Annotated in this window: 20 protein-coding genes; 9 read left to right on the top strand and 11 right to left on the bottom strand. The window is 65.5% G+C overall.

Annotation, left to right across the window (positions count from 1 at the left end; genetic code table 11):
* Positions 1-88: 88 nt before the first annotated feature.
* The 8 genes from NQ204_RS06470 to dnaA all read right to left on the bottom strand — a co-directional run bounded on the left by NQ204_RS06470 (position 89) and on the right by dnaA (position 11,263).
* Entirely contained in the window at positions 89-757 is a 669-nt protein-coding gene (locus NQ204_RS06470) for an energy transducer TonB (RefSeq protein ID WP_488192347.1), read from the bottom strand.
* Between the two features lie 143 nt (positions 758-900).
* Positions 901-2,091 (bottom strand): tetratricopeptide repeat protein, encoded by a 1,191-nt coding sequence (locus tag NQ204_RS06465; protein WP_256643385.1) that lies wholly within the window; start codon positions 2,089-2,091, stop codon positions 901-903.
* 131 nt (positions 2,092-2,222) lie between these two features.
* A complete protein-coding gene (locus tag NQ204_RS06460) occupies positions 2,223-3,029 on the bottom strand; it encodes a M48 family metallopeptidase (protein WP_256643384.1) in 807 nt (268 codons plus the stop codon).
* Positions 3,030-3,098: 69 nt separating this feature from the next.
* Positions 3,099-3,944: a CPBP family intramembrane glutamic endopeptidase gene (locus tag NQ204_RS06455; protein WP_256643383.1), complete on the bottom strand. Its 846-nt coding sequence runs from the start codon at positions 3,942-3,944 to the stop codon at positions 3,099-3,101.
* Between the two features lie 67 nt (positions 3,945-4,011).
* Complete coding sequence (gyrB, locus tag NQ204_RS06450; RefSeq protein ID WP_116864027.1) at positions 4,012-6,471, bottom strand: DNA topoisomerase (ATP-hydrolyzing) subunit B; 2,460 nt, start codon at positions 6,469-6,471, stop codon at positions 4,012-4,014.
* A 112-nt stretch (positions 6,472-6,583) separates the two neighbouring features.
* Positions 6,584-7,678: a DNA replication/repair protein RecF gene (gene recF, locus NQ204_RS06445; protein WP_116864026.1), complete on the bottom strand. Its 1,095-nt coding sequence runs from the start codon at positions 7,676-7,678 to the stop codon at positions 6,584-6,586.
* A gap of 877 nt (positions 7,679-8,555) precedes the next feature.
* Positions 8,556-9,656, bottom strand: a complete 1,101-nt coding sequence (gene dnaN, locus NQ204_RS06440; RefSeq protein WP_005411731.1) for a DNA polymerase III subunit beta — start codon at positions 9,654-9,656, stop codon at positions 8,556-8,558.
* Between the two features lie 275 nt (positions 9,657-9,931).
* Positions 9,932-11,263 (bottom strand): chromosomal replication initiator protein DnaA, encoded by a 1,332-nt coding sequence (gene dnaA, locus NQ204_RS06435; protein ID WP_116864025.1) that lies wholly within the window; start codon positions 11,261-11,263, stop codon positions 9,932-9,934.
* A gap of 254 nt (positions 11,264-11,517) precedes the next feature.
* Here dnaA and rpmH point away from each other — a divergent pair, with 254 nt between their 5' ends.
* From rpmH to NQ204_RS06405, 6 genes are all read left to right on the top strand, one after another.
* Positions 11,518-11,658, top strand: a complete 141-nt coding sequence (gene rpmH / locus NQ204_RS06430; RefSeq protein WP_005411729.1) for a 50S ribosomal protein L34 — start codon at positions 11,518-11,520, stop codon at positions 11,656-11,658.
* A gap of 5 nt (positions 11,659-11,663) precedes the next feature.
* Positions 11,664-12,158 carry a ribonuclease P protein component gene (gene rnpA, locus NQ204_RS06425; RefSeq protein WP_256643382.1) on the top strand — a complete coding sequence of 165 codons (495 nt, stop codon included), beginning with the start codon at positions 11,664-11,666 and terminating at the stop codon, positions 12,156-12,158.
* Complete coding sequence (gene yidC, locus NQ204_RS06420; RefSeq protein ID WP_256643381.1) at positions 12,158-13,876, top strand: membrane protein insertase YidC; 1,719 nt, start codon at positions 12,158-12,160, stop codon at positions 13,874-13,876. The genes rnpA and yidC overlap by 1 nt, the downstream gene beginning before the upstream one ends.
* A 99-nt stretch (positions 13,877-13,975) precedes the next feature.
* A complete protein-coding gene (locus tag NQ204_RS06415) occupies positions 13,976-16,651 on the top strand; it encodes a polysaccharide deacetylase family protein (protein ID WP_256643380.1) in 2,676 nt (891 codons plus the stop codon).
* A gap of 3 nt (positions 16,652-16,654) precedes the next feature.
* The gene (gene mnmE, locus NQ204_RS06410; RefSeq protein WP_256643379.1) at positions 16,655-18,004 is read left to right on the top strand and encodes a tRNA uridine-5-carboxymethylaminomethyl(34) synthesis GTPase MnmE; all 1,350 of its coding nucleotides are present in this window, start codon (positions 16,655-16,657) and stop codon (positions 18,002-18,004) included.
* A gap of 104 nt (positions 18,005-18,108) precedes the next feature.
* Positions 18,109-18,696 (top strand): sce7726 family protein, encoded by a 588-nt coding sequence (locus tag NQ204_RS06405; protein WP_256643378.1) that lies wholly within the window; start codon positions 18,109-18,111, stop codon positions 18,694-18,696.
* Here NQ204_RS06405 and NQ204_RS06400 read toward each other — a convergent pair.
* Positions 18,644-19,738 (bottom strand): beta family protein, encoded by a 1,095-nt coding sequence (locus NQ204_RS06400; RefSeq protein ID WP_243402714.1) that lies wholly within the window; start codon positions 19,736-19,738, stop codon positions 18,644-18,646. The two genes, NQ204_RS06405 and NQ204_RS06400, sit on opposite strands and share 53 nt — an antisense overlap.
* Positions 19,739-19,936: 198 nt before the next feature.
* Here NQ204_RS06400 and NQ204_RS06395 point away from each other — a divergent pair, with 198 nt between their 5' ends.
* Entirely contained in the window at positions 19,937-21,043 is a 1,107-nt protein-coding gene (locus NQ204_RS06395; RefSeq protein ID WP_256643377.1) for a glycerophosphodiester phosphodiesterase, read from the top strand.
* A gap of 80 nt (positions 21,044-21,123) precedes the next feature.
* Here the strand turns inward: NQ204_RS06395 and NQ204_RS06390 are convergent, their stop codons facing one another.
* Complete coding sequence (locus NQ204_RS06390; RefSeq protein ID WP_256643376.1) at positions 21,124-21,894, bottom strand: rhomboid family intramembrane serine protease; 771 nt, start codon at positions 21,892-21,894, stop codon at positions 21,124-21,126.
* 107 nt (positions 21,895-22,001) lie between these two features.
* Positions 22,002-22,964 carry a TerC family protein gene (locus NQ204_RS06385; RefSeq protein ID WP_108770554.1) on the bottom strand — a complete coding sequence of 321 codons (963 nt, stop codon included), beginning with the start codon at positions 22,962-22,964 and terminating at the stop codon, positions 22,002-22,004.
* A 354-nt stretch (positions 22,965-23,318) separates the two neighbouring features.
* Between NQ204_RS06385 and NQ204_RS06380 the strand changes: the two genes are divergently transcribed.
* Both NQ204_RS06380 and NQ204_RS06375 read left to right on the top strand, forming a co-directional pair.
* Positions 23,319-24,488, top strand: a complete 1,170-nt coding sequence (locus NQ204_RS06380) for a class I SAM-dependent rRNA methyltransferase (RefSeq protein WP_116864016.1) — start codon at positions 23,319-23,321, stop codon at positions 24,486-24,488.
* A gap of 62 nt (positions 24,489-24,550) precedes the next feature.
* Positions 24,551-25,786, top strand: coding sequence for a dipeptidase (locus NQ204_RS06375; protein WP_256643375.1), 1,236 nt, complete (start codon positions 24,551-24,553; stop codon positions 25,784-25,786).
* The last annotated feature ends 90 nt before the right edge of the window (positions 25,787-25,876 follow it).

Below are 25,876 nucleotides of genomic sequence, written 5' to 3'. Positions count from 1 at the left end.
CTTACCTTTGTTGTGTGTGGTGATAAAGGGTGTAGCTAAGCTAAACAATCGAACCGGAGGAGGGGTGGCCGGCGGCCACCCGCTCGCATCAGTTCAGTGCAAAGTTGACCGGGACGCGGACGCGGCCAGCAGCCTTCTTACCGCCAGATTCAGCGGCGTTGAAACGCCACTTGCGGGCAGCTTCCATCGCAGCACGGTCCAGGTCGCGGTTACGGCTGGACTTTTCCACCGTGACATTGGTGACGTTGCCGTTGGCATCGACATCAATGATCAGGATCACTTCTCCTTGGATGCCCGCGCGGAAAGCGGCCGGCGGATAACGCGGCGGATTCATGGCCTTCGACGAGATGTCGACGCTTGCCTCGATGGTGGTCGGCGGGGCAGGCGGCGCGGGCGGCGACGGCGGGGTGACGATGTCGTTCGGGCGCGGCTCCGGCACGTCGACGACCGGCGCCTGCGGCGGCGGCGGGACGGGCGAGGGCTTCGGCGGCGACAGGTTCTTCACCGGCGGCGGCGGGGTGTCCTGCGGCGGCGGCGGCGGCGGCGGCGGCGGCGGGGGCGGCGGCGCGTCGACGATGGTCACCATGACGTTGCGCTCCTTCTCAGCCACGGCCTTGGGGGCCACGGCGGGGATCAGGAGCATCATGAAGGCGGCCAGATGCAGGGCGATTACAAACGCGATGCCGACGATGCGAGGCCAGCTCAGCCCCTTGTCATCAGTTTGTTCGTACCGGTGAACGACTAGTTGTTCCGTCATGCGCCAAGAGCTCAATAGTGGGGCCGGAATCCCGGGGGCGGAATCCCTGATCAGCGGTGCATGACACCGCAGGAACCTCCAAGCTTATACCAATCCTGAGCGCCTGCGCATCAACTGTGCAGGCGTTCAGGCGTTATTCCTACTTACTTCAGGTTGATGATTTTCTTGGCATCAGCCTGGTTCTTCACGCCCTTCGCCAGAGCTTCCTGGGCGGCCTTCTTGGCCTCGGGAACGCGACCTTCGGCATGCAGGACGCGTGCCAGGTTCAGGTAGGTCTCACCGTCCTTGGACAGCGGGGCAGCCTTCTGCCACGCCTCGATCGCCTGCGGCACCTGATCGGAGTAGTAGTAGGACTGGGCCAGCGCCAGGTAAACCTGGTAGTCCGGCTTCAGGATGCCCTTCTGCAACCCTTCGTTGATGACCGCGATGACGTCCTTTTCCTTGTTCTCGGTGTTGGCGTAGATCGAGTACAGCTGCTTGTACTCGCGCTCTTCGGTGAGCTGGCCGCTGCTGCGCAGCTTGTCCATCACCGCGGCGGCCTTCGGCATCTGATCGGCCTGCATGTACATGTTGGCCAGGTTCAGCTGCGCTTTCTTGTCGTTCGGGTTCTTCGCCGCCAGCGCTTCAGCGGTCTTGACCGCTTCACCGGTCTGGCCGGCTTCGGACAGGGCAGCCATCAGCAGCTGGTTCCAGTTGTCCTTCGGCTCGGTCGCACCGGCGATGGCCTGCTGCAGCACCGGGATGGCTTCCTGGTAGCGCTCCAGCTGGTACAGGGCCTGGCCCTTGGCGATCAGCTCTTCCGGCTTGTTCGACTTGCTCTCGGCGAAGTACTTGTCCAGCGTGGCCAGGCCTTCGGCGGTCTGGTCTTCCTGCAGCTGCAGCTGGCCCAGCATCAGCATCGACTGGAAGTGGCCGTTGTTGTCCAGGCCGTTCAGCTGCAGCGCCTGCTTCAGGTAGCCGATGGCACCGGCGGTGTCGTCGCTCTGGTAGGCGGCCTGCGAAGCCAGCTGCGCGGCCAGCGACTTGTCGTAGTTGTTCGACGCGCTGTTGCCCAGGATCTCGCCTGCAATCTGCAGGGTCTCCGGGAACTTCTGATCGTTGTAGCTGTCAATCAGCTTCTGCAGCTGCTTGCCCATCTTCGCGGACGCCTTTTCCTTCGGCTCCTCACGGGTGGCATTCGGGTACAGGACTTCGGCCTTGGCCTGCTGCTTGCCACCGCGGTTGCCGCGCTCGGACGAACGCGAGGACTGCGCGAAGGCATCGGTGACCACGGCGCCGGTCAGGGCGGTCGCGATGAGGACGGAAAGCACAGCTTTGTGGTTGCGGAAAATCATCGTTCACCTCGATCGAACCGCCGTCAGCGGCAAAGTCGGACTGTCAGAAAAATCTGAGCCGCCAAACGTATCAGAAACAGATGGCGTGAGAAATCGTTTTATGTGCTGCAATACAGCATGAATCTGCGCACTCAGCCACACTTTGGCCTGCGTCCAACGGCTTGGGCCTGCTGGTAAGCGGGTGCGAGCGACGGCGCATCGCGCTGCAGTTCGCGAATGCGGTTGGCCGGATCGGGGTGGGTGGACAGCCATTGCGGGCTGCGTCCGCCACTGGCGGCCATCATGTTCTGCCACAGATCAACCGCCTGCGCCGGGTTGAAACCGGCATCGGCCATCAGGCGCTGGCCGATCACATCGGCCTCCGATTCCTGGGTACGTGAGCCGGGCAACAGGAACGCGGTCTGGGCAGCGGTACCGCCCAGCTGGTTGACCGTACTGGCCGCGCCTTCGCCGTAGGCGGCACCCGCCAACGCACCCAGCACGGACAGGCCCGTCTGCGCGCCCATCTGCCGCGTGATGCGCTCTTCGTGGTGGCGGGCGATGACATGGCCGATTTCATGGCCGATGACCGCCGCCAGCTGATCCTGGTTCTTGGCGACAGTGAAGATGCCGGTGTTCACGCCGACCTTGCCGCCGGGCAGGGCGAAGGCGTTGGGTTCCTTGTCGACGAACACCGCCGTCTCCCACCGTACGCCCCGGTACTGAGCGGGCAGCTGCGCGACCAGCGCATTGACCACGCACTGCACGTACGCGTTCTGGCGGCCGTCAGTGCTGATCTTCTCCTTCTGTTTGGTTTCCGCGAACGCCTGGGCACCCAGCTGATCCAGCTGGGCCTGGGACACGCCACCGACCATCTGCCGGCGGCCGGTTGGTGAGGTGGTGGTCGCGCAGGCACCCACCAGTACGGTGATGAGCAGGGCGAGCAGCAGTGATTTCATGGAATCCCCCGTGTTCATGCAGGCAGTGTGTACTGGGCCCGCTTAATTTTTCGTCAACCGGCCAAGGCCTTACATTGACCCGAAGACCACCAGCGCGGCCAAGGCCACGGCGTTGTTCAAGCCGTGCGCGATGATCGCCGCCCACAGCGTCCCGGTGCGTCGATAGAGCCAGCAGAACGCGGCGCCCATGCCGCCGTAGACCAGCCACAGCTGGGCGATCTCGGCCGGGCCGTTGGCGCTGGTGCCCGGAATCTCATGGATCAGGGCAAAGGCCAGGCTGCTCAGCAGCACGCCCAGCCAGGGCCGGCCAGCCTGCCACAGGCGCCCGAACAGCACGCGGCGGAACAGCAGCTCCTCGTAGGCCGGCGCCAGCACCACCGCAAACAGCACCAGGAACAGCGGGAACCGCTCGATGGCGTGCTGCATCAGCGCCAGGTTGGTCGGCACCGGTTCGACGCCGAACTGCTTGGCCAGAAAGGCGATGCCATTGCTGCCGATCACGATCAGCGTGGCCACCAGCAGGGTCCAGCCCCAGGTGGACGGGCGCCGCAGCGCCTGCGTCGAGGCCTGCCGTTCGGCCGCATTGGCCGGCCGCCGCAGGAAGTAGAGCAGCAGCGCCGCGCCACCGGTCGACACCAGGGCCATCAGCACCTGCGCCAGGGCACCGGGCGTGCCCAGCGCTTCGGTCACGCTGGACGGGTCGATGCCCGCGCCGTTGTTCTTCGCGCTCGCGTAGCCGACCTGGATGCCGCGATACAGGCCCCACGCCAGGCCAGCGACCAGGCTGAGGATGAACAGCGTGGCGGCACCGATGCCCAGATCGATGAAGAAGCCTGCCACGGGCGAACCGCGGCGCGGCGCAGCCGAGGCTGGCGGAACGGGCGGCGGGGCGGATACCGGGACGGAAGCGGACATCGATTACCTGCGATCAGAGGGCGAAGGCCGGCGCGCATCCCCGCGCAGCGGCCACGGTCGAAGCATGTCAGATATCCAGGTTGGCGACCTTCAGCGCGTTGTCTTCGATGAAGTCACGACGCGGTTCGACGACATCGCCCATCAGGGTGCTGAAGATCTGGTCAGCCGCGACAGCATCCTCGATGCGCACCTGCAGCAGGCGACGGGTATCGGGATTCACGGTGGTATCCCACAGCTGTTCCGGGTTCATTTCACCCAGGCCCTTAAAGCGCTGGATCTGGCGGCCGCGCTTTGCTTCCTCCAGCAGCCAGTTCTGTGCCTTGGCGAAGCTGTCCACTTCGACCGACTTGGCACCGCGGCCGATGGTGGCGCCTTCGCGAACCAAGCCGTGCAGCAGGCTGGCAGCCTGGTAGATGGCGCGCAGTTCGCCACCTTCGAAGGCGGCCAGCGGCAGCACCTGCACGTGTTCCTCGCCCATGTGGCGGCGGGTCACCAGCACGGCGGCCGGACGCTCGTCGTTCGGCTCCTGCAGTTCCAGGCTGAAACGCGCACTGCCGAGGCGGCCCTGGTTGAGGCGCTGGGCCAGTGCATCCAGGCCCTGGCCTTCAGCGGCACCGCGCAGGTGGGCCAGGTCCATCGGCACGAAGTCGACCAGCGCCTCGAGCAGGCTGCGGTCGTAGCGGTGCGCATTGCGTTCGATCGCGTCGCGCGCGCCGGCAAAGGTCAGCAGCAGCTTTTCCAGCGCGGCACCTTCGATGCCCGGCTCACCCGCGGCCGGCACCAGCACGGCGTTTTCAACCGCGTTGCTGGCCAGGTAGCTGTCCAGCGCCGGGTCGTCCTTCAGGTACAGCTCCTGCTTGCCCTGCTTGATCTTGTACAGCGGCGGCAGGCCGATGTAGACGTAACCGCGCTCGATCAGCTCCGGCATCTGACGGTAGAAGAACGTCAGCAGCAGGGTGCGGATGTGGGCGCCGTCGACGTCGGCGTCGGTCATGATGATGATCTTGTGGTACCGCAGCTTGTCCGGGTTGTACTCGTCGCGGCCGATGCCGGTGCCCAGCGCGGTGATCAGCGTACCGACCTGGTCCGAGGCCAGCATGCGGTCGAAGCGGGCACGTTCCACGTTGAGGATCTTGCCGCGCAGCGGCAGCACCGCCTGGTTCTTGCGGTTGCGGCCCTGCTTGGCCGAGCCACCTGCGGAGTCACCCTCGACGATGAACAGTTCGGACAGCGCCGGATCCTTTTCCTGGCAGTCGGCCAGCTTGCCCGGCAGGCCGGCGATATCCAGCGCGCCCTTGCGGCGGGTCAGGTCGCGGGCCTTGCGCGCCGCTTCACGGGCACGCGCCGCATCGACGATCTTGCCGGCGATGGCTTTGGCTTCGTTCGGGTTTTCCTGCAGGAACTCTTCCAGGCGCGCACCAAAGGCGTTTTCCACCGCCGGGCGCACGTCGGAGCTGACCAGCTTTTCCTTGGTCTGGCTGGAGAAGCTGGGGTCCGGCACCTTCACCGACAGCACCGCGATCATTCCTTCGCGCATGTCATCGCCGGTCAGGTTGATCTTGGCCTGCTTGGCGATGCCGTTCTGCTCGATGTAGTTGTTGAGCACGCGGGTCAGGGCGCCGCGGAAACCGGCCAGGTGGGTGCCGCCATCCTTCTGCGGGATGTTGTTGGTGAAGCAGTACATCGTCTCCTGATAGGAGTCGGTCCACTGCAGCGCCACGTCCACCACGATGTTGTTGTGTTCGCCGGTGACCGAGATGACGTTCGGATGCAGCGGGGTCTTCAGCTGGGCCAGATGCTCCACGAAGCTGCGGATGCCGCCTTCGTAGTGGAAGTCATCGCGACGGCCGTCGCCGCGCTCGTCGGCCAGCACGATCTTGACGCCGGAGTTCAGGAACGACAGTTCGCGCAGGCGTCGGGCCAGGATGTCGTAGTGGAATTCCACGTTGTCGTGGAAGGCCACGGTCGACGGCCAGAAGCGCACGGTGGTGCCGCGCTTGGTGGTGTCTTCCAGCTTGGCCAGCGCGGTGACCGCGGCGCCGTTGCTGAATTCCTGCTGGTAGTGGGAGCCGTTCTGGAACACGTCCACCAGCAGCTTCTGCGACAGCGCGTTGACCACGCTGACGCCCACGCCGTGCAGGCCGCCGGAAACCTTGTAGCTGTTGTCGTCGAACTTGCCGCCCGCGTGCAGCACGGTCATCACGACTTCGGCCGCCGAAACCTCGCGGCCGAGCTTGGCGCTCATCTGCTCGTGCTTGCCGGTGGGGATGCCGCGGCCGTTGTCGGACACCGACACCGAGCCGTCAGCGTGGATCGTCACCGCGACGTGGTCGGCGTGGCCGGCGAGGGCTTCGTCGATCGAGTTGTCGACGACCTCGAACACCATGTGGTGCAGACCGGTGCCGTCGTGGACGTCGCCGATGTACATGCCAGGACGCTTGCGGACAGCCTCGAGCCCTTCCAGGGCGGTGATGCTGTTGGCGTCGTAGTTGCCGTTGTTTGCCGGGGTGTTCTGTTCGTCGGTCATTGCGCTTGCCGTAGGCTCCGCAGGTCGGTCACCGCACAGGTGCGATGCGCCGTGTAAGAAGGGATGCAACCTGAATTATACCAGCCGGGCCCCGCAGGCCCTGATGTAGCCACTATGGCACAGCCACGATCTGCGCATGTTCCACGTGGAACCGGGTGATGTCGGTGAGATCCACCAAAGCCGCCGGGGTCTCGGTGGCCGTTACGAAGATCTGCGCCGGACCGGCCAGCAGACGTTCGAGGACACGGGCCTGATGGGTCCGGTCCAGCTCGGATGCCAGATCGTCCAGCGCAATGACCGGCCATTGCCCGCGCTGTTCGGCGTAGTCCTCGGCCTGGGCCAGCAGGCAGGCGAGGGCGGTGAGTTTGGCCTGGCCACGTGAGAGTGCATCCCGGCCGGGAATGCTGTGAAAATCCACGCTCCAGTCGGCCCGGTGCGGACCTACGGAGGTGTAACCGGCCTGGCGGTCGCGATCACGGGCCAGCAGCAGCGCATCGGCCAGCGGCAGCTCGTGCCGGCGCCAGCCCGGGCTGAGATCCAGACCTTGGATGCCCAACTGCGGTGCCAGCGCGGTTGCCAGGGCAATCGCCCGTTCCTGCAGCCGTTCCAGGTAGTGCTGGCGGCGGCTGGTCAGCGGTTCACCCGCTTCAGCCAGCTCGTGGTCCCAGGTATCGAGCATCCGCGAGGGCCCGCCCTGCTTCAACAGGGCATTGCGTTGTTTGAGTGCCCGGGAGTACCGGCGCCACAGCGAGAGGAAGTCTGGTTCCACGTGGAACAGGCCCCAATCGAGGAAACGACGGCGGGGTTCGCCACCACCGCTGACCAAAGCGTGGCTGCCCGGTTCAAAGGTCACCACAGCCAACGCCGCGCAGAGATTGCCGAGCTGGGCAACGTCTTCGCCGTCCAGGCGGCCCTTCCAGTCCTGCCCACTATGACGAAGACCCGCTTTACGGCGGTGCGGCGGGTGATCCGAACGCTGTTCGTCCCATTCCACGAAGATTTCCAGCGCTTCCTGGCCTTGGCGGACCAGCCCATCGCGGACCCGGCCACGGAAGCTGCGGCCATAGGCCATCAGGTGCAGGGCCTCAAGTACGCTGGTCTTGCCCGCACCGTTGTCGCCGGTCAGCAGGTTCAAGCCCGGCTGGGGTGACAGTTCCACGGCACTGAAGCGGCGCAGTTGGTTCAAGGCGAGGCGGCGGATCAGCATGGGACGCAGGAGACCATCCGCTCGGGGCGGTAGCAGGGCAGGGAATCCATCAGCTTACTGCATCGGTCAAGACCGCCGTCGCGGGCAGCATCTTGCTGGTGGAGTTGGCCGGTCCCGCCAGTTCAGGCGGTTCCACGTGGAAATCGATGCGGCGAATCCTTGCGACAGGGACGCTGGCAAGGCCTGGATTTCTTGAAATCTGCAGCAACCGGCAGGGTGCTCGCCCTCAGAATCCAGCGAATTTCACCCCAGCGCGGAACCGTATCCGTGCGTCGCAGCCAGGGCAGCAGCCGAAGTCGCCGCAAACTGCTTGAAATCTGCAGGGCAGGGCTGCGAAGCGTTCCACAGATTTCAAAGAATTCAGGCCAGTCGTTCCACGCTATCCACAGGGGGTCTGTATGACTTATACACAAGGTATGGGCAATCTGTGGATAAAAAAGCCCTTTTCAGCCGTCTGAAAAACTATCCACAGCTTCCCCCCCAGCCCCAAGGGCGCATATACAGGGGGTTTCAGGTACAGAAACACCTTTTAAATCAATCATATAACCCTGTTTTCCACGAAATCTGGCTCTACCATCACCACCATGCTTTAGATTTATACCCAGATTTAAAAGCTAGGGCAGGGCCGAACGGCCAGAGATCCGGGCTGTGGACAGTAGCGCCAGCAGAGGGCAGATCAGCCTGCTGAGAACTTCCCGGGATCGCTCGATCGCCGTGCATCCATCGAGCGAGGAACCGATCGAGATCCAGGAAGCCGAGACCAAACGGCAACGCGGAACTCCCTTTCCCAGGATCCTCATCAATGCTCCACGTGGAACAAAAAAAAAACGCCCGGAGCTCCCGGGCGTCTTCTGTTTCACGTGGAACAACGCAGACGTCAGAGACGCAGTGGCATCACCACATGGCGCGACTTCTCGCTGCTGGACTCACGCACCAGCGCCGAGGAGTTGGAATCGCGCAGCTGGATGATGACTTCCTCGTCGCGCAGGGCGGACAGGGCATCCAGCAGGTAGTTCACGTTGAAGCCGATGGCCAGATCGCTGACCGTGGTGTCGGCCTCGATCTCTTCCTGGGCTTCTTCCTGCTCCGGGTTGTGCGCGCTGATCTTCAGGTTGCCCGGCGAGACTTCCACGCGGATCCCGCGGTACTTCTCATTGGACAGGATCGCGGCACGCTGCAGCGACGCACGCAGGGCTTCACGATCCACCTTCACTTCGCGGTCCGCACCGATCGGGATCACGGCCTCGTAATCCGGGAAACGACCGTCGATCAACTTCGAGGTGAAGGTGACATCGTCGCGCTTGACGCGGACGTGGCTGCGGCCGACTTCCAGCTCGATCTCGCGATCGCCGCTTTCCAGCAGGCGCTGCAGTTCGGTCACGCCCTTGCGCGGCACGATGATCTGGCGCTTGGAACCGCTGGGCTTGGCCAGATCGGTTTCACACAGGGCCAGGCGGTGGCCGTCAGTGGCGACAGTACGCAGGGCATCACCGCGCAGGTCGAACAGCAGACCGTTGAGGTAGTAGCGCACGTCCTGCTGGGCCATCGCGAACGCAGTGCGCTCGATCAGCTCCTTCAGCGTCGCTTCGCCGATGGCCACGCGCTCGGTGGCTTCCACTTCGTCCACCGACGGGAAGTCGTTGGACGGCAGTGTTGCCAGAGTGAAGCGGCTGCGACCGGCCTGCACGGTGATCTTGTCACCGGTCTGCGAGACGGTGATCCGGCTGCCATCCGGCAGGGCGCGGATGATCTCGAACAACTTGCGGGCGGGGATGGTTGTTTCGCCGTCCTGGGCATCTTCAACCGCGATCCGCGACACCATCTCCACTTCCAGGTCGGTACCGGTCAGCGACAGCTGGCCGTTCTGCACCTGGACCAGGAAATTGGCCAGAACCGGAAGGGTCTGGCGGCGTTCGACCACGTTGACGACCTGTGCCAACGGCTTGAGAAAGGCTTCGCGCTGCAGTGTGAAACGCATGTGGTTCCGTGCCCCTATGCTTTAAAAAATGTGGAATAAATCAAAAGCTTGGTGGTGCTGGTAGAGACAGAATCGCTGGAAAACAATGCTAAGTCTTTGTAATAAAAAGAGTTTCTAGCCTCGAAACCCTCTGCATTACCGCCCCCCAGGGGGTGGGGAAAGCTGTGGATAAATTCGACGCGTTTTCCGACGTCTTTTTTATCCACAACTCATCCCGCGCTTGCTACCGGATTCTGCACCGTTTTGTGCGATGACGCCTCATCAGCGTCCGTGCATCATTCGCTCAGCTTCCGGATCAGCTTGTCCCAGTCCTCGCGAAGCTTGCCGTCGGTTTCCATCAGGGTCCGGATCTGGCGGCAGGCATGCAGCACCGTGGTGTGATCGCGACCGGCAAAGGCATCGCCGATCTCGGGCAGGCTGTGCTCGGTCAGCTCCTTGGTCAGGGCCATGGCGACCTGGCGCGGGCGGGCCAGCGAACGGGTCCGGCGCTTGGACAGCAGATCCTTGATCTGCAGGCCGTAGTAGTCGGCAACGGTTTTCTGGATGTTGGGAATGCTGATCGCCTGCTGCTGGGCGCGCAGCAGGTCGCGCAGGGTTTCCTGGGCGAATTCGGTGGTAATCGCGCGGCCGGTGAAATTGGCGCGGGCGGTCAGGGTATTGAGCGCGCCTTCGAGGTCGCGCACGTTGGAGCGCATCTTCTTGGCGATCAGGAACGCAACATCATCGGGAATCTCGGCACCGCGTTCGCGGGCCTTCGCCAGCACGATCGCGGCGCGGGTCTCGAAGTCCGGCGGTTCGATCGCGACCGACAGGCCCCAGGCAAGCCGCGACTTCAGGCGCGCTTCCAGGCCCTCGACTTCGCGCGGGTACCGGTCGCAGGTCAGGATGATCTGCTGCTTGCCGTCGAACAGCGCGTTGAAGGTGTGGAAGAACTCTTCCTGGGTGCGGTCCTTGCCAGCGAAGAACTGGATGTCATCGATCAGCAGCGCGTCCACCTGCTGGAACTGGCGCTTGAACTGATCCATGGTCTTTTCCTGCAGGGCCCGGATCATCGCGCTGAAGAACTGTTCCGAACGCAGGTACAGCACCTTCGCACCCGGATTGGCCTGGCGCATGGCGTTGCCGGCGGCGAACATCAGGTGGGTCTTGCCCAGGCCGGTGCCTCCGTACAGCAGCAGCGGATTGTGCGCGCGGTCGCCCGGCTTCTGCGCCGCCTGGAAGGCAGCGGCCAGGCCCAGCTGGTTGCTGCGGCCTTCGACGAAGTTGGCGAAGGTGTAGTGGTTGTCCAGGTTGCCGGCGAACGGCACCTGCGGTTGGGCTGCCACCGCCGTCGCCGCGCTCGAAACCGGCGCGTTCTGCGCCTCCGAGGGCCGAGGCCGCGAGCCGATTTCAAGAAAAACGTCGCCGAAACCCGCGAAGTGCGTCAGCAGCTCGCGGATCCGGGCCAGGTACAGCTCGCGCACCTGGTCGACGATGAAGGCGTTCGGGGCATACAGCACCAGGCTGTCCGCGCGCAGATCGGCCTGCAGCGGCTTCAACCAGGTGTGAACGTCTTCCGGCGGGAACTCCGCTTCGAGGCGTTCGAGACTTCGGGACCAGGCATCCATCGGCAATAATCGTCCGGTGACCTGTGCACAGGCGCGACAACGCGCCCAAACACAGGCCTGAAAGGGGGAAATGGATGGCTCAGACTACCACCGAGCGCCCGGCTTCGGAATGCTTGTCCCCCACTTATTCACAAAAAGATCCACAGCTATTGCACAGCCCGGTGAATTGGCGTAGTCACAAGGGGTTGACGCAAGGGGGGAGACCTCTCTAGAATTTCCGGTTCTTTCCCGTCCCATTCATACGAGAGGCCCACATGGCCACCAAGCGCACCTACCAGCCCAGCAACCTCAAGCGTAAGCGCGACCACGGCTTCCGTGCCCGTATGAAGACCGCTGACGGCCGCAAGATCCTGTCGCGTCGCCGCGCCAAGGGCCGCAAAGTCCTGAGCGCCTGATTGCCATGCCGCACATCGCGGCAGACGCAATCCCTTCGACAGTGAATACTGCAGACCCGCGCAAGCGATTCCCTCGCTCTGCGCGGGTTCGCACGCGTGCCGAATATACAACGGTCTTCAACGGCGCCCGCCGTGTGTCCGATCCGCTGATGACCCTGCACTGGCTGCCGGCTGACCGGCCGGCCAGGCTGGGTCTGGCGGTTTCCCGCAAGGTTGATCCGAACGCCGTCGGGCGTAACCGGATCAAGCGCGTCCTGCGCGACATCTTGCGTCGGACACGAACCGATATCCAGCCAGGCGACTTCGTCGTCGTGGCTCGTAGTGCTGCGCGTTCTGCCAGCAACGACGACATCCGTCAGGCCTTCCTGCGCCTGCTGCGGCGCCTGCGTGCATTGCCCGCGCCGGGCGTGGACGGCACAATGCCGCCGCCAGATGGCATCGCACCTCCCTCTTTGATCGAGCCGGCATCGCGTCCCGGCCCCGCCGAGCCTGTCCGCTGATGAACCAGACCCGCGTATTCCTTATTTTTGCCTGGCTGATGGTGGCCGTGTTCCTGTGGATGGAGTGGGGCCGTGAAAAGGCCGCGCCGACCCCGGCTCCGGCCACCACCTCGGCTCAGGCCGCCGCACAGAGCGTTCCAGGTGCGACCCCGGGCAGTATCCCCAGCGCGCAGGTCCCCGGTGCCCCGGGCCAGGCCGCGGCGCAGCAGGCCCAGGCCAGCGCCACCCCGGCCGCCCAGCGCGTGACCATCACCACCGACGTGCTGCGCCTGGTGGTGGACGGCGGCCGCGTGCTCGACGCCGAGCTGCTGCAGTTCCCGCAGTCCAAGGAAGAAGGCAGCGCCCCGGTGCGCCTGCTGACCGAAGACCCCGCGCATCCGTACAGCGCGATCAGCGGCTGGGCCAGCGAAGACAAGAACACCCCGGTGCCGGGCGCCGATGGCTTCAAGCTGGTCGGTGACGTCCGCGACTTCGTGCTGGCCGACGGCCAGAACGAACTGCAGATCCCGTTCGTGTGGACCGCCGACAACGGCGTGACCATCAAGCGCACCCTGACCGTCTCGCGCAACGAGTACGCCGTGCGCTTCAAGGACGAGGTCAGCAACACCGGCACCGCCCCGTGGAACGGCTACGTCTACCGCACCCTGGACCGTACCCCGACCATCCTGTCGCGGAACATGACCAACCCGGACTCGTTCAGCTTCAACGGTGCCACCTGGTACGACAACGACAAGAAGTACCAGCGTCGTGCGTTCAAGGATTACCTGGACGATGGCGCGCTGAACCAGAACATCACCGGCGGCTGGCTGGCGATGCTGCAGCACCACTTCTTCACCGCCTGGATCCCGCAGAAGGACCAGACCGCCCACTACGTGCTGTCGCAGGTGGCCGGTCGTGACCTGATCGAAGCGCGTGGCCCGGCCTTCACCGTGGCCCCGGGCCAGTCCACCAGCACCGAAGCCCGCCTGTGGGTCGGCCCGAAGCTGGTCAACCAGATTGCCAAGGAAGACGTGCCGGGCCTGGACCGCGTGGTCGACTACAGCCGCTTCTCGATGATGGCGGTGATCGGCCAGGGCCTGTTCTGGGTACTGAACCAGGTGCACAAGCTGGTCGGCAACTGGGGCTGGGCCATCGTCGGCCTGGTGGTCCTGCTGAAGCTGGTGCTCTACCCGCTGTCGGCCGTGCAGTACAAGAGCGGTGCGAAGATGCGTCGCTTCCAGCCGCGCATCGCGCAGCTGAAGGAACGCTATGGCGATGACCGCCAGAAGTTCCAGACCGCGATGATGGAGCTGTACAAGAAGGAAAAGATCAATCCGATGGGCGGCTGCCTGCCGATCCTCATCCAGATGCCGATCTTCTTCGCCCTGTACTGGGTGCTGGTCGAGTCGGTCGAACTGCGCCAGGCGCCGTGGCTGGGCTGGATCCAGGATCTGACCGCGCGCGACCCGTACTTCATCCTGCCGGTCATCAACATGGCGGTGATGTGGGCCACGCAGAAGCTGACCCCGGCACCGGGCATGGACCCGATGCAGCAGAAGATGATGCAGTTCATGCCGCTGGTCTTTGGCTTCATGATGGCGTTCATGCCGTCCGGCCTGGTCCTGTACTGGGTGGTCAACGGCGGCCTGGGCCTGCTGCAGCAGTGGTGGATGACCAAGCGCCACGGCGGTGAGCCGCTGCCGGCGACCACCGCACCGGCCCCGGTCAAGAAGAAATAATCCGACGCTGATCCCCGCAAAAGCCCGCCGCAAGGCGGGCTTTTCGCATGCGGGGTTAGAATCGCCCCGCACACCGTGTCCCCATCCATCGAGCCTGCCATGCCGCGTGCGTCGTCGTTCCGCCTGTTCCTGCCCTCGCTGCTGTTGACCCTGGCCGTTGCCGGCTGCGGCGACAAGGAGGGCAAGGCGCCCGCTGCTGCCGCCGTCACCCAGCCCAGCGCACAGGCCGCCGCCGCCGTCGATCCGGCCGCCGCACCGCTGCTGGCCGCGCTGCAGAAGCAGCTCGATGGCTACCGCCGCATCATCGTGCTGCTGGCCGACGAAGAGCAGCAGAGCGCCACCGACCGCGGTACCTCCACCCGCATCGGCCAGCAGCTGTTCCACGACGGGCTGGAACAGCGCACCGCCATCGCCGCGCAGTTCGACAGCCTGCTGCGTGGCGGCAGCCCGCAGCGCTTCGCCACGCTGGGCAGCGTGCTGGACTACATCGAATCGGCGCCGGAACTGTTCGATGCCGATCGCCTGGCGTTCCGCGAAGTGCTGCGCGACCTGCACGAACGTGTCGGCGCGGATTCCTCGCTGCCGGCAGTGAAGCTGCACCAGCGCATCGGCGAAGACCTGGACGCGCTGGACGAGATCGAGCGCAACTACAACCAGGAACTGACCCGCATCTTCAGCCGCTTCGAGCGCACCCGCGCCATCGACCTGAAGCGCGAGAAGTGGGAGGACTACATCGCCCACCTGCACAAGGACTACAGCCGCGAGGCGATCCTGCGCGACTACGGGGTGATCGAGCCATACCCGATGTCGATGAAGGACAGCGACCGCGAGATCTTCGGCCGCGACCTGCCGGCCAAGACCGTGGTGCTGACCTTCGACGACGGCCCGCACAAGGCCTACACCGATGAAGTGGTGGCCATCCTCAAGCGCTACGACGTGCCGGGCGTGTTCTTTGAAGTGGGCCGCAACCTGGGCAAGGTCGAGGCCGATGGCAAGGTCAGCCTCGGCCCGATGGCGAAGATCAGCCGCAACCTGATGGAAGAGGGCTATGCAGTGGGCAACCACAGCCTGACCCACGCCCAGCTGTCGCGCACCACCGGCGATGCGCTGCGCCAGCAGGTGCTGGATACCGACACCCTGCTGAAGGATGTCGACAGCAAGCGTGCGCCGCTGTTCCGCTTCCCGTATGGCGCGCGCAACGCCGAAGGCCTGCAGCTGCTGAACGAGGCCGGCCTGAAGTCGATCATGTGGAACATCGACTCGATGGACTGGGCCGACCCGGTGCCGGAATCGATCGTGCAGCGCGTGCTCGGCCAGGTGAACAAGGAACAGCGCGGCATCATCCTGTTCCATGACATCCACGACCGCGCAGTGAAGGCGCTGCCGCAGATCCTCGATCGGCTGATCGCCGACGGCTACCAGTTCGCCGGCTGGAACGGCCGCGAGTTCACCGTCGCCCGTGCGCGCAAGGGCGCGACCAGCGATGCCACCGTCACCACTGGCTACGAGAAGTCGTGGGCGATCGTGGTGGGCATCGACAACTACGCCAAGTGGCCAAAGCTGGAATACGCCAGCCACGATGCGCAGGCGGTGGCCGACACCCTGACCGGGCAGTTCGGTTTCCCGTCCTCGCAGGTGATCGTGCTGAAGAACGAGCAGGCCACCCGCAACAACATCCTGGCCGCCTTCCACGACCGCCTGGCCGACGACCGCACCGGCAGGAACGACCGCGTGTTCGTGTTCTTCGCCGGCCACGGCGCCACCCGCCAGCTCGCTTCCGGGCGCGACCTCGGCTACATCATCCCGGTGGATTCAGACCCGAAGGAATTCGCCACCGACGCCATCGCGATGACCGACATCCAGAACATCGCCGAGAGCATGCAGGCCAAGCACGTGATGTTCGTGATGGATGCCTGCTACAGCGGCCTGGGCCTGACCCGCGGTGGCCCGTCGTCGTCGTCATTCCTGCGCGAGAACGCACGCCGCAGCGCGCGGCAGATGCTGACTGCCGGCGGTGCCGACCAGCAGGTGGCCGATGCCGGCCCGAACGGCCATTCGGTGTTCACGTGGGTGCTGCTGCAGGCGCTGGCCGGCAAGGGCGACCTCAATGGCGACGGCCTGATCACCGGTACCGAACTGGCCGCCTACGTGGCGCCGGCGGTGTCGGCCGTCTCGCACCAGACCCCGGCCTTCGGCAGCCTGCCCGGTTCGCAGGGCGGCGAGTTCGTGTTCCAGGTGCCGGACAGCCAGGAATACCTCAATGCCGACACGCGCCAGCTGACCCCGGATGCCATCGCACTGAACAACAAGGTCGACGCCGCGCAGGATGCCAAGGGCGCGCAGGCGCCGGTGACCGTGGCCGACCTGCAGGGCGGGAAGGCCAAGCTGGTGGTGCCCACCGCCGGCCCGGCCTCGGACCGCCAGCGCGCGCAGCAGGCCAACGACCGTGGCCTGCAGCTGTACCGCGAGAAGCAGTACGACGAAGCCGTCGCCCAGTTCACCGAAGCGTTGAAGCTGCGCCCGGACTTTGCCCAGGCGGCCAACAACCTCGGTTTCGTCTACTACCGCCAGCAGCGCTACGCCGAAGCCGCGCGCTGGCTGGAAAACACCCTGAAGATCGACCCGTCGCGCGCGGTGGCCCACCTCAACCTGGGCGACGCCTACTTCAACGCCGGCGACAAGGCCAAGGCGAAGCAGGCCTACACCACCTACCTCGCCCTGCAGCCGCAGGGCAGCGGTGCCGCGCAGGCGCGCGCGCAGCTGGAGAAGCTCTGAGCCATGAACGATGTGACCCGCACCGACACCATCGTCGCCATCGCCAGTGCCCCCGGCGCGGGCGGTGTCGGCCTGTTGCGCCTGTCCGGTCCGCGTGCCGCGGCGATCGCCAACGCACTGGGCGCGCCCACGCTGCGCCCGCGCCACGCGCACTACGCCCGGCTGCGCGATGCCGACGGTGAGGTGATCGACGACGGCATCGTGCTGTGGTTCCCGGCACCGAACAGCTTCACCGGCGAGGAAGTGGTGGAACTGCAGGGTCACGGCAGCCCCGTGCTGCTGCAGCAGCTGGTCGCGCGCTGCATCGTGCTCGGCGCGCGCCAGGCGCGGCCGGGTGAGTTCAGTGAACGGGCCTTCCTCAACGGCAAGCTCGACCTGGCCCAGGCCGAGGCCATCGCCGACCTGATCGCCGCGGGTGACAACCGCGCCGCGCGCGCGGCACGTCGCTCGCTGGATGGCGTGTTCTCGCGCCGCATCGAGGCCGTGGTGGAACAGCTGGTGCTGCTGCGCATCCACGTGGAAGCCGCCATCGACTTCGCCGACGAACCGCTGGATACCCTGGGCGGCGCGCAGGTGCGGCGTGGACTGGAACAGGCGCGCGGAGATCTTGCCCTGCTGCGTCGTGACGCCGAGCGCGGCCGTCGTCTGCGCGATGGCCTGCATGCCGTGCTGATCGGGCCACCGAATGCCGGCAAGAGCTCACTGCTGAACGCCCTGGCCGGCAGCGAGCGCGCCATCGTCACCGACATCGCCGGCACCACCCGCGATACCCTGCGCGAAACCATCCGCCTGGACGGCCTGGAGCTGACCCTGGTCGACACCGCCGGCCTGCGCGACGGCGGCGATGCCATCGAACGCGAAGGCATGCGCCGCGCCCACGTGGAAATCGAGCGCACCGACCTGGCGCTGATCGTGCTGGATGCGCGCGACCCGGCCGCCGGCGAAGCCGCGCTGGGCGAAGCCGTGGCCGCCGTGCCGCACAAGGTCTACATCCACAACAAGTCGGACCTGATGGACGCGTTGCCGGTGCTGGACGACCCGGACCGCGTGTTCGTCTCGGCCGCCACCGGTGCCGGCCTGGAAGACCTGCACACGCGCCTGCGTTCGATTGCCTCGGCCGGGGCAGGGGAGCAGGTGGACGGCGAGTTCTCCGCGCGCACCCGTCATGTGGATGCGATCGAACGCGCGCAGGAGCATGCGCAGCGCGCCGATGGCGAGCTGGTGCATGAACACCTGGAACTGGCCGCCGAGGAACTGCGGCTGGCGCATGACGCGCTGGGCGAGATCACCGGGCAGATGAGTGCGGATGACCTGCTGGGCAGGATCTTCTCCAGCTTCTGCATCGGAAAGTAATACCGGGGTCGGATCCCCTGCGGGGCTCTGACCCTTCGCATCATCACAATCGACACCACGTGGTTTCAACCCGGGCCGCGACACCTCCTTGATATCATCCCGCCATGAACCCGATCACCGACAGTGACGTGCGATCAGCGCTGCTGAGCAAGGTCATCGCAGAGCATGTCGCCAATCCGAACACGCTTGTCGTGGAGGAAATGGGGCTTGCACGCGGTGCCTGCCGGGTCGATGTCTGTGTCATCAATGGCCACCTGCACGGCTACGAAATCAAGAGTGACGTCGACACGTTGCGCAGACTGCCATTGCAGCAGCAGTTCTATTCCGACGTGCTCGACAAGGCGACGATCGTGGTGGGCCAGCGCCATCTGGATCATGCGCTGGAGACGCTGCCTGCATGGTGGGGGGTCAGGCTGGCCTCACGTGGTGCGCGCAATGCCGTCCGGATGGAACTGCTGCGGCCTGCCAGGCTCAATCCCTCGGTGAGCGCCACTGCCGTGGCGGCACTGCTGTGGCGCGATGAGCTGACAGCCCTGATCAGCAGCAGGACCGCTGAAAAATCAGCGCTGCGCGGAAACCGTGCAGCGCTGTGCGAGCGCCTGGGTGAGCTCTACAGCCTTGCGGAAATCCGCATGCTGGTCAGGGAACAGATGAAGCGCCGGCCAGATTGGCGAGGTCGCGAACAACCTTAGTCAGGTGATGGTTGGTGGCCACGGTCGGCCAGGTGGAACTTCCGCCGGTACTGCTGACATTGTTGGCGCAGTCTTCGATGTATGCATCACCCCAGCTGTAGCCGCGTCCCATGAACACCACCGGTGGATCAGAGACCAGGTGGTTGCACAGATCGCGGTACTGGTCGCGACCATTGCGCTTGATCTGGGTGCCGACCACGATCCGCCACTGGTCATCGATCGTGTACTTGATCTTGGCATTGGGGTCGAACAGGCGTGGATCCATCAGCTCGGTCTGTGGCGAGGCGCAGCCGTAGTCGCCAAACCACGGCATCCGATCGGGACGACTGCTGACAAGCCGGGTGTACGCGCGCCACTCCCGGCGGTTGACGTCACCGTGCGGGCGATAGTTCGACGAGGGGCTCAGGCTGGCAGGGAAACTACCGCCCGCGATGGTGACCGATCGCCAGTCGGCCAGATCCGGAACGGCTGCGATCCAGGTCTGCCACGTGGTTGCCTGCAGCGTGGGCGAGTCGGCGACATCGGCCGAGCTGTCCAGGATCAGGTCCACCTGGCCTGGCGCAACGCCCAGCAGTTTCAACAATGCCGGGATGCGGGCCAGACCCCTGCCTTCAAGATCATCCGGTACCAGCCGCAATCCGCAGCCGCGATCATCGCGGGCAACGATACGTGCCACGGCTTGCTGGTAGTCGACATGCCGGTCAATGCCGGTTACGGGAATGGCCTGGCAACCGGCTGTGCGCGTGAGGTCGAAGATCCGCTCCAGATGGTGCTGCCCGTCCGCCATGGTGTCATCGCCGGCAAGATAGGGCGAGTCGAACAGGCAACGCCGCGCCTTCCAGTTCTTGACCAGGCGATTCCCGACGTTCTTCAGATGATCGTCGAGTGACTTCGCGGGAGCATCGTTCTCGAAGTCCCACTGCTCGACGGGTATCTCGAACAGGGGATGGATCCAGTCCTTGATGCCTTCGCTGGCACGGCCCACTGCAAGATACTCGCCCTGTCGCCACTTCAGGATCGGCATGTACATCGGCTGTTTCACGATCTGCCTCCGACAACGTCAGTGTTGGTCATTCGAGGCTAGCCGCGCACCACTTCGCGCATCAATCGGAATAGTTGAAGAATGATGGCGGTTGGGGTCAGATCCCCCGCAGGGGCTCTGACCCCATCCCCGACGCCCCCGGCTGTCATATTCCCGCCGCATACTGACCCCCATCACATACCGCTTGGGGAAGTCGCAGTGAAGTCGTGGGGTTGTGCGTTGCTGTTGTCGCTGGCCGTGGCACCATCGGTGGCCATGAGTGCTGAAACTTCCACCCCGGCGACCGCGAAGGTCTCGGTCTACGGCCACCGCGGCGCAAGCGCGCTGCTGCCCGAGCACACGCTGGCGGCCTACGCGCAGGCCATCGCCGATGGTGCCGACTACATCGAACCGGACCTGGTGATGACCAAGGACGGCGTGCTGGTGGCCCGCCACGAGAACGAGATCGGTGGCACCACCGACGTCGCCGAGCACAAGGAATTCGCCAAGCGGAAGACCACCAAGGTCATCGACGGCGAGACGGTCGAAGGCTGGTTCACCGAAGACTTCACCCTGGCCGAGCTGAAGACCCTCTACACCCGCGAGCGCCTGCCGGAGCTGCGCAGCACTGCGTTCGACGGCCAGTTCCGCATCGCCACCCTGGACGAGATCCTGGCCTTCCTGATGCAGCAGGCCGGCCGCGCCAACCGCGGCATCGGCCTGGTGCCGGAGATCAAGCACCCGACCTACTTCCAGTCCATCGGCCTGCCGATGGAAGACAAGGTGCTGGCCGCGCTGCGCGGCAATGCCTACACCGCCGTCGCGCCGGTGACGATCCAGTCGTTCGAGACCGCCAACCTGCGCTACCTGCGCGGCAAGATCGGCCGTGGCAGCAACATCCGCCTGCTGCAGCTGCTGTGGAAGGGCGATGCCCGCCCGGCCGATGTCGCCAAGGCCGGTGGCACGCTCAGCTATGCGCAGATGATGACCCCGGCCGGGCTGAAGGACATCGCCAGCTACGCCGATGGCATCGGCCCGGAGCTGCGTTCGATCATCCCGCTGGAGGCCAACGGTGCGCTGGGCACGCCGACCGCGCTGGTGCGTGACGCACATGCGGCCGGCCTGATGGTGATCCCGTACACCTTCCGCCCGGAAAACCATTTCCAGGCCAGCAACCTGCGCAAGGGCGCCGACAGCGCGCGCAACCCGGAAGGCTCGATCGCCGAGATGCGCGCGTACCTGGCCACCGGCATCGATGCGTTCTTCACCGATGACCCGGCGCTGGGCCGGCAGGCGGTGGATGGCATGGGCGCCGCAGGGAATTGAGAATCCGGTAGTGTCGGCCGCGGGCCGGCATCCGGTTTGGGGTCAGAGCCCCTTCGGGGATCCGACCCCGACGTGCTGCATCAGCCGCGCGGGTCTTCCGGCCGACGGAACGGGATCACCACGTAATCGTGCCCCTCGCGCGGCTGCCACAGCACCGGCACGCGGTGCGGCGAAGGCGGCTCGAGCTCGTCGTCGGCCAGCGCCTCGACCTCGTCTTCCTCGTCCTCCCAGCTGTAGTGCGGGCGCGGCGTCATTGGGTCGGCGTTGCGGAACAGCAGCGCGGCGATGATGCCGGCGAAGGCGCCGCCCATGTGCGACTGCCAGGACACGCCGTCGGCATGCGGCAGGATGGTCATCAGCATGCCGCCGTAGAACAGCATGCCGATCAGGCCGGTGGCGATCGCCGCGCGGTCACGGCGCAGCAGCCCCAGGCTGGCCAGCAGGAACATCAGGCCGTGGGTCACGCCGCTGGCCCCCAGGTGCACGCTGCCGGGGGTGCCCAGCATCCACGCGCCGATGCCCGAACCCAGCCACAGCAGGGGCAGGGCACGCACGGTGGCCTTCGGGTACACGCTGCCGGCCAGGGTGCCGAGGATCAGGATCGCAAAGCCATTGGCGGCGATGTGTTCGACCGAGGCATGCAGCATCGGCCCGCCGATCAGCCCCAGCAGTCCCTTGGCCTCCAGCGGCGCGACCGCCCACGGCCGCCAGTCGAAGCTGCCCTGCAGGGCGAACACGGCCAGCAGCACCAGTACGGTGGCGAGGCTGACATTGAACGCCCGCAGGATGCGCATGCGGTCGTTGCGGGGGGCCGGCACGTCACCGGCGGGCAGGGGCGTGTTGTTGTCCATACCTCAGCAATGGCGGTGGCTGGCGCGAAACCAAGGCCACCGCTGCGGGAGAGTGGGGGTGGCCGACGGGACAATCCCGCCGGCCGCGCGCTGCAGGCCGGTCAGGCTCAGGCCTGGCCGGCGTCTTCCTTCGGCGGGTACTTCAGGCTGAGCACCACGGTGGCGGCAATGATCGCGGCGACCACGCCCAGCGACACCGGGGTCGGGATCTTGAACAGGTCGATGATCATCATCTTGATGCCGATGAAGCCCAGCACCAGCGCCAGGCCGTACGGCAGCAGGTGGAAGCGGTCGGCCATGCCGGCCAGCAGGAAGAACATCGCACGCAGGCCCAGCACCGCGAACACGTTGGAAGTGAGCACGATGAACGGGTCGGTGGTGATGGCGAAGATGGCCGGGATGCTGTCCACGGCGAAGATCACGTCGGTCACCGCGATCAGGATCAGCACCGCGAACAGCGGGGTGAACCAGCGCTTGCCGTCCTGCATCACGCTCATCGCGTTGCCGGCGTAGTCCGGCAGCAGGCGCAGGTGCTTGCGCATCCAGCGCAGGGCCGGGTTGGTCTCCAGGTCCGGCTCCTGGCCGGCGGCGAACCACATCTTCCAGCCGGTGAAGAGCAGGAAGGCACCGAACACGTAGAGCAGCCAATGGAACTGGCTGATCAGCACGCTACCGGCGAAGATCATGATCGTACGCAGCACGATCGCACCCAGGATGCCGATGATCAGCACCTTCTGGCGCTGTTCCTCCGGCACCGCGAAGTAGCTCATGATCATCAGGAAGACAAAGATGTTGTCCACCGCCAGGGCCTTCTCGACCAGGTAGCCGGTCAGGAATTCCAGGCCGACCTTGTTCGCCACCACCTGGCCGGCGGTCTCGCTGAGGTAGTACCAGAGGCCCGCGTTGAACAGCAGGGCCAGCACGACCCAGCCGATGGACCACCACAGGGCCTCCTTGAAGGTGACCTTGTGGGGTCCGCCATGTCGCATCAACACCAGGTCGACGAGCAGGGCGATGATGACCACCGCCACGAAGCCGCCCCACATCCACACATTACCGATCGTCTGCATTGGGAATATCCGTTGGAAAGATGAATGCCAGGCCGGACGGCGAGGATCTGCAACGGAGGATCGGGAGGGGGATCCAGGGACAGAGCTTCGCCAGTACGGCGAAGGTCTCGCTCGCAACCCCACGCGGGTGGGATTGCCGTTGCACCGGAGCCTGCGGGCTCGAATTGACGGCGACAACGTCTGGGAGCTACTCCCCTTCTGGGGCCGATTCTGCGGCCTGGCCGGGCCGCCGTCAAATGGGCGGCCATTCCCCGCCCCTCGTAGCGTCGAGCTTGCTCGACGGCCTTTGCTGAACGGTCCCGTTCAGTCGAGCAAGCTCGACTCTACAAAAGCGCCCCCGGCTACAATAGGCCGATGAATACCCCCCTTCCCGTTGTCCGCCTCAAGAACGCGTGGCGCTCCAGCCACCCGTGGATCTTCCAGAAACTGGTCGAGAAGCCGACCGTCCGGCCCAAGCCCGGTTCCATCGTCGACGTCGTCGGCATCGATGGCGAGTTCATCGGCCGTGGCTTCTACAACGGGCACTCGCGCATCGCCGTGCGCATCCTCGAAACCGACCCGAACGTGCCGGTCGATGCCGGCTGGTTCTCGCGCAAGATCGCCCAGGCGGTTGAACTGCGCCGTGGCGTGCTGAAGCTGGACGCGGTGTCCGACGCCTGGCGCGTGGTGCACAGCGAAGGCGACGGCCTGTCCGGCCTGGTGGTGGACCGTTACAACGACCTGGTGGTGGTCGAATTCTTCGCTGCCGGCATGTTCCGCCACCGCGAGTGGATCTACGACGCCCTGCGCGAACAGTTCCCGGGCTGCCGCTTCCACAGCTTCGCCGACGAACACGTGCAGAAGCAGGAAAGCTTCGACTTCCACGGCAACACCACCACCGAAGCGTCGGTGATCACCGAGTATGGCATCAAGTTCCGCGCCGACCCGGCCGGTGCGCACAAGACCGGCTTCTTCGCCGACCAGCGCGAGAACCGCGAGTGGCTGAGCCAGCAGGTGGAAGGCAAGAGCGTGCTCGACCTGTGCTGCAACACCGGCGGTTTCGCCGTGTACGCGGCCGCGCGTGGTGCTTCGGAAGTGGTCGGCATCGACATCGATGAAGACGTCATCCAGATCGCCAAGGGCAATTCGCGCCTGAACAACGTGCGCCCGAAGTTCGTCCAGTCCGACATCTTCCCGTGGCTGCGCGATGCCGCCAACCGCGGCGAGCAGTACGACGTGGTGATCCTGGACCCGGCGAAGATGACCCGCGACCGCGACCAGGTCATCACCGCGCTGAAGAAGTACCTGGACATGAACAAGCTGGCGCTGGGCGTGGTCAAGCCGGGCGGCCTGTTCGCCACGTTCTCCTGCACCGGCCTGGTGGCCGAGGACCAGTTCCTCGACATGCTGCGCCGCGCGGCCTACTTCTCTGGCCGCACGATCCAGATCCTGAAGGTGGCCGGCGCCGGTCCGGACCATCCGTTCATGGCCCACGTGCAGGAATCGCGCTACCTGAAGGCCGTGTTCTGCCGCGTGGTTGGTTGATTTCAACAAAACGGCGGGCCACGGCGCTATGGTCGGGCTCTTCTCCTCACCGGTGAGAGCCCATGCCGTCGCTGCGTCGCCTGTCCCTGCTGCTTGCCCTGGCGCTGAGTGCGCCGCTGTCCGCCCATGCCATCGAGTTCAGCGCGCAGGAGCTGGCCCGCGCCAAGGCCCTGCAGCAGCGACTGCTCACCCTGGACAGCCACCTCGACACGCCGGCCAACTTCGGCCGCGCCGGCTTCGACATCGAACAGCGGCACGACCACAACGCGCTTTCGCAGGTGGATTACCCGCGCATGGTCGAGGGCGCGCTGGATGGTGGCTTCTGGGCGATCTACACCGATCAGGGCGACCGCACCGTAGCGGCCCACCTGGCCGAGCGCGACCATGGCCTGCAGCGGCTGCTGGAGATCCGGCAGATGCTGGCGGCCAACCCGGAGCGCTTTGAGCTTGCGCTGAGCGCCGATGACGCCGCGCGGATCAAGGCTGCCGGCAAGCGCGTGGTCTACATCAGCATGGAAAACGCCAGCCCGCTGGTGGAAGACCCCAGCCTGCTCTCGTTCTACCACCGCGCCGGCCTGCGCCTGCTGAGCACGGTGCACTTCGCCAACAACGAGTTCGCCGATTCGGCCACCGACCCGAAGGGTGCGGAGTGGAAGGGCCTGAGCCCGGCCGGCAAGGACCTGGTGCGCGCCGCGGTGAAGCTGGGCATCGTCATCGACCAGTCGCACGCGTCCGATGCGGTGTTCGATGACCTGCTGGCGATGATGCCGGTGCCGTTCGTGCTCTCGCACAGCTCGGCCAAGGCGGTCTACAACCACCCGCGCAACCTCGACGATGCGCGCCTGCGCCAGTTGGCCAAGGCCGGTGGCGTGATCCAGGTAAATGCCTATGGCGGCTACCTGATCGACACCGCCAAGACGCCCGAACGCAAGCAGGCCGAAGAAGCGCTGAGCAAGCAGCTGGGCGGCTGGGAAGGCATGACCATTGCCCAGGGCGTTGCCCTGCAGCAGGCCGAGCAGGCGCTGGACCACGAACACCCGGTGCGCCACGCCAGCCTGGACGACTTCTTCACCCACTTCGAGCACATCCTCAAGGTGGTCGGCCCCGAGCATGTGGGCATCGGCCTGGACTGGGATGGCGGCGGTGGCCTGAGCGACCTGCCCGATGTCAGCCAGCTGCCGAAGATCACTGCGTGGCTGCTGCGCAAGGGCTACAGCGAACAGCAGATTGCCGGCATCTGGGGCGGCAACCTGCTGCGGGTGATGCGCCAGGCGCAGGATTACGCCGCGGGTACGTAGAGTCGAGCCATGCTCGACTGCGCCTTTGTAGAGTCGGGGGGGGGGGGGGGGGGGGGGGGGGGGGGGGGGGGGGGGGGGGGGGGGGGGGGG

Origin of the sequence: Stenotrophomonas testudinis, from assembly GCF_024499815.1 — a bacterium.
Lineage (GTDB): Bacteria > Pseudomonadota > Gammaproteobacteria > Xanthomonadales > Xanthomonadaceae > Stenotrophomonas.
Note: the sequence above shows the minus strand (reverse complement) of the source record. Positions and strands in the feature narration are given on the sequence as shown.